Source organism: Microcoleus sp. AT3-D2 (assembly GCF_036705715.1).
GTDB lineage: Bacteria > Cyanobacteriota > Cyanobacteriia > Cyanobacteriales > Microcoleaceae > Microcoleus.
The window spans coordinates 1-4,496 of sequence record NZ_JAUBVE010000146.1; the positions used below are offsets into that span (position 1 = coordinate 1).

At 48.5% G+C, this 4,496-nt stretch carries 5 protein-coding genes and 1 tRNA gene; 3 read left to right on the plus strand and 3 right to left on the minus strand.

Translation table 11 applies throughout. From position 1 onward, the window contains the following. The first annotated feature begins 331 nt into the window (after window positions 1–331). Entirely contained in the window at window positions 332–730 is a 399-nt protein-coding gene (locus QUB44_RS30085; protein WP_333373424.1) for a hypothetical protein, read from the plus strand. A gap of 379 nt (window positions 731–1,109) precedes the next feature. Here QUB44_RS30085 and QUB44_RS30090 read toward each other — a convergent pair. The 3 genes from QUB44_RS30090 to QUB44_RS30100 form a co-directional block, all read right to left on the minus strand. Continuing rightward, window positions 1,110–1,182: transfer RNA gene (locus QUB44_RS30090), tRNA-Glu, on the minus strand. Window positions 1,183–1,290: 108 nt separating this feature from the next. Next, window positions 1,291–1,575 carry a hypothetical protein gene (locus QUB44_RS30095; RefSeq protein ID WP_333373427.1) on the minus strand — a complete coding sequence of 95 codons (285 nt, stop codon included), beginning with the start codon at window positions 1,573–1,575 and terminating at the stop codon, window positions 1,291–1,293. Further along, window positions 1,553–1,819 carry a hypothetical protein gene (locus tag QUB44_RS30100; protein WP_333168623.1) on the minus strand — a complete coding sequence of 89 codons (267 nt, stop codon included), beginning with the start codon at window positions 1,817–1,819 and terminating at the stop codon, window positions 1,553–1,555. The genes QUB44_RS30095 and QUB44_RS30100 overlap by 23 nt, the downstream gene beginning before the upstream one ends. A 326-nt stretch (window positions 1,820–2,145) precedes the next feature. Here QUB44_RS30100 and QUB44_RS30105 point away from each other — a divergent pair, with 326 nt between their 5' ends. Together QUB44_RS30105 and QUB44_RS30110 are read left to right on the plus strand one after the other, a co-directional pair. Further along, window positions 2,146–2,484 (plus strand): hypothetical protein, encoded by a 339-nt coding sequence (locus QUB44_RS30105; protein ID WP_333168624.1) that lies wholly within the window; start codon window positions 2,146–2,148, stop codon window positions 2,482–2,484. A 17-nt stretch (window positions 2,485–2,501) separates the two neighbouring features. Further along, entirely contained in the window at window positions 2,502–4,220 is a 1,719-nt protein-coding gene (locus tag QUB44_RS30110) for an ATP-binding protein (protein WP_333168625.1), read from the plus strand. The last annotated feature ends 276 nt before the right edge of the window (window positions 4,221–4,496 follow it).

Genomic DNA, 4,496 nt, shown 5'->3' on the forward strand with positions numbered 1-4,496 from the left:
CCTCATCTTTCGCTCGAAACGCTATATGTTATTCTACCACAAATATAGTCTGTATACTTACGCCGAGCTGTACTAGTACATCGACAAGAATTTGGGGAGGCTGTAGCAGAGACAACTGTCACCGCTTTGAGTGTAGATGGAGGCAAGGCAAGATTAAGAACCGACTTAGGAGAAGCCAGTGAATGGCGAGACTACAAAGCTGTGGCATTGCATCATCAAAAGTGTGCGGCTTTCTTTCAAGAGAATGACCAGCTATTGGATTGGGTGAATCGACAGCCTCGATAGTGAGCCAATTACTTGTTTGGGTGATGGACATCCAGGGGTCTGGAATTTGATAGCTGGGATTGCTTCATTTGAGAAACGTTTAGAGATTTTAGATTGGTATCACCTCAAGGAAAACCTCTACAAACAGGGTGGCTCTAATCAACGCTTGCGAACAATGGAGGCTCATCTGTGGCATGGTCAGGTCGATGAGGCAATCACTGCTGTGGCTGACTGGGATGTACCTCACGTCAAGAACTTTCTGGATTATTTAGAACGACATCGATGTAGGATTCCTGACTATCAGGCGATGCAGTCTCAAAAGATCACAATTGGTTCCGGTGCTGTCGAGGCTACAATTAAACAAATTGGACGGAGAATTAAAATCTCCGGGGCACAATGGAATCGTGACAATCTGGCTCAAGTTCTGAAACATCGTTGTGCTTATTTAAATCTCGCTTTGGCCTGAATAGTATTTATACTCATTGCATATTTGAGATGCTCCCTGTTCCGGTTCCCTATCCATCGTATCATTTCAATCGCGCTCAAACTAGGCAAATCGGGTAGCCAAAACATCCCTTGACCGCAGTTATCATACCTCAATTCAGCAACGCCGCTAATTAATTGCTAATTATGACAATTGATTTAATCAGAGGACTTACGAATCAAAACCAAAGACACCAAACTAAAGAAAGCCGATTTTTGCCGTTGCTGCGAGCTCTCACGCGTCTTCTCAGCAAAAACCCGGTTTCTGGCTACCCGTGGGTAAGTCATAATAGCAATAAGGGGTGGCAAGATGCACAACCCACATACTAGATATCACTTTGATATCAGACTTAAATTTTCAATACCCCCAGGGGAATTCGAATCCCCGTCGCATCCGTGAAAGGGATGTGTCCTAGGCCTCTAGACGATGGGGGCGCGTTGCGTTTGCTTGTGTTCCGCACCTTTATAACCTTAACTAATCTTTCCCAATCTGTCAACTACTTTGCGAAAGTTTTTTTTCTACTCGTCCCAAAGCTAGTCACACTAGGCTTTGAGGATAGGATCGCAATTGTCGATCGCCCCCGAGGCGAGCAATCTCGAACCGTGGGTGTTCTGGGTGGGGAAGTCCAAACAAGCGACGCGGGCGATGTGGCCGAACTTCATGGCGATCGAAGCATCTCTCCCAAAACCGGTAATTGCCCCCAACTGTACCTCTACGCCGGCGGCTGCTGCGCGCAGTTGCCCAATTCTTGATCGTAACAGTCCGTAGTCGTGCTGCACCAGCAGCAAAAAAGGGTTTTCGCCGTCAAGAATCGGGTATTGAGCCACCAAGCTTGCACATTGTCCAAGCAATCAGGGCATTCAACGGCTGGCACTGCGTAAAATACAAAGCTGCGATCGCCTCGGCTCCTTTGCCGACGACACCAAATAAACATTCACCGCAGACTCTTTCAAACATTCCGCCAGAGCCAGCAAAATAGCCACAGAAGCCTTGTTCTCCAGGCTGTAGCTCTATAATAATAATCCAATCCTTCACCCCCAGCGGACGTTTGCGGTGCTTTTCCACCACCATCCGCGTTCCCGATCAAATTCCCGCCGACGCTAATTCATCGGCGGTACATTTACCGAAGAATTCAGCATTTAGGAGCCAAAATGGATTCTGTGCGACAGGATGGAGAATCCAGGTTTCAAGGCTCCGATTTTAATCGTGGAGCCGAAAAAATTCTTTCGTTACCGAAAACACTCACTTCAGGGATGGGGTATTCTGAATTCGGAATTCTGTCTTCTGACTCCTTCTCATTTTTTCGATCCAGGCATTTTCCCACTTGAAAGAAACATCTTCCTGCTGAGCTTTTTGAGGAGATTCGTTGGGGTTTCACCTCACGCCCCGACAAACTGGTGACGCGAGTAGGAGGCGACCAACTGCAGCCGTTACGGGTGGCGGGTACACTGCTGGCTAACAAGGGCTATGATCCAGATCAGCGTGTGATTGACCGCCTCAATGCCGAGGGGAAGACCACCGTGATTTCACCTCGCCGCAATTGCAAGACCCTGGAAACTTACGATGCTCAATTGTACAAAGCCCGTCATTTGATTGAGAACTTTTTCCCCAACCTCAAGCAGTATCAGGCAATCGCAACGCGCTATCACCCTAGGGCGGTGAACTTTCCGGCGTCCGATTCTTCTGGCTGCTGCGGTCATCGGGTTGAATTGATGACACCCCCTAAATTAACTTGACAGTGCCGTAAACTAATATGCCTGACCTCTTGAGCACCTTTTTTTCTAATAATTTCATTCCTCACGGACATTGTTACCTCTGGAAACCGGGGCTAGTCTGGCTGCACTTAACGTCAGATGCCTTGACTACCCTCGCTTATTACTCGGTGGCGGTTGCCATTGTTTACTTTACAAATGAGCGTAAAGATTTGCCTGCCCACACGGTGATGCTGCTGGTGGGTTTCTTTTTTATCTTTGCCTTATGTGGCACGACGCACCTGATGGAAATAGTGACACTTTGGCACCCCATTTATTGGGTTTCAGGACTGATCAAAGCTGTCACTGCTGTTTGGTCTTTCTATACATTCACCTTTTTACTGATTCCCTTAATTCCAGTGGCGCTTGATGCGCCAAGTCCAGCCCAACTCGCCCTTACAAACCAGGAACTAGAAGAGAGCCGCCGCCGTATCCAGGCGATTAATGTGGAGCTAGAGCAACGGGTGCAGGAACGCACTGCCCAACTGGAAGCGTCTAATCGCACCAAAGACGAATTATTGATGCGTGAACAAATAATTCGGGCAGAGGCAGAGGCAGCTAACCGGGCCAAGGATGAGTTTCTCTCGATTCTTTCTCATGAACTCAGAACTCCTCTCAACGCGATCTTAGGGTGGTCAACGATGTTACGGCAGAAAAACCTGAGTGAGGATAAGGTGGCGCGGGCTTTGGAGACGATCGAGCGAAACGCCAAGTCTCAAGCCCAGCTCATCGAAGACATCCTCGATGTTTCTCGCATTATCACAGGTAAGCTGCGCCTCCGAGTCCGTCCTGTCAACCTCGTGCCGGTGATTGAATCGGCGATTGAGTCTGTACAGTTGGCGGCTGAGGTAAAGTCAATTCGCCTGCAAAGCGTGCTCGATTCTGAAGCTGGCCCGCTCTTGGGTGATGCCGATAGGTTGCAGCAAGTTGTGTGGAATCTACTTTCTAACGCTCTCAAATTTACGCCTAAAGACGGGCGAGTCCAGATCAGTTTGCAGCGGGTTAATTCCCATGTTGAAATTACTGTCAGCGACACTGGATCAGGCATCAGCTCGGACTTTCTACCGTATGTCTTCGATCGCTTCAGCCAGCACGACAGCACGACCACTCGCAGTTATGGGGGGTTGGGTTTAGGGTTAGCCATTGTGCGTCAATTAGTTGAATTACATGGCGGGACTGTAACGGTAGTGAGTCCAGGGATAGGACAGGGGACGACCTTTATAGTTCAACTGCCCGTGATGATTATCCATCTACCACCGAGCGATCCAGAGCCATTAAACTCGCTCGTCGAGGCGAATGGGAGGGTAGAGGGGTCGCCGACCCTTGAAGGCTTACAAATCTTAGTGGTAGAGGACGAGGCTGACGCGCTAGAGTTGCTGAGCACAATTCTGGAAAAGTATGGTGCTGATGTCATGGCTGTGGCTTCCGTCAAGGAGGCTTTGACCATTATCGAAACCGCAACCGATCACAGCCCCGATGTTTTAGTGAGCGATATTGGGATGCCGGATGAAGATGGCTACTCCCTGATCCGCAAGTTGCGTCAACTTGAAGCGCAGCGGGGCGGTAGGCTACCCGCGATCGCGCTGACGGCTTATGCCCGGAATGACGATCGTCAGCAGACACTGTTAGCAGGTTTTCAGATGCATTTGACCAAACCCGTAGATGCTGCCGAGTTAGTGGCGGTGGTGGCCAGCCTCACTGGACGTACAAGCAGGTGCTAAGGAATGAAAAATAAATAACTTAAAGAATTACTCAGGTTGGGGTACGGCTCGATAATTCCATTTGGGCAAATATTCGTCAAAAACCTGGGGGGGTAACAACCAGCCCCAAACCCATACTTTGTAAGGATTGAGCCAATGTGTGCTAAAAAAAGAGGATCTCCTAAACTTATGGTTATAAGTTTATATAATCAGAAAAGCCAGCTAATACGCGATTCCTAAAATTATTAAAATTAGAAAAACCATACCCTTGCCGCATTATCAACTTAATCCGATTGT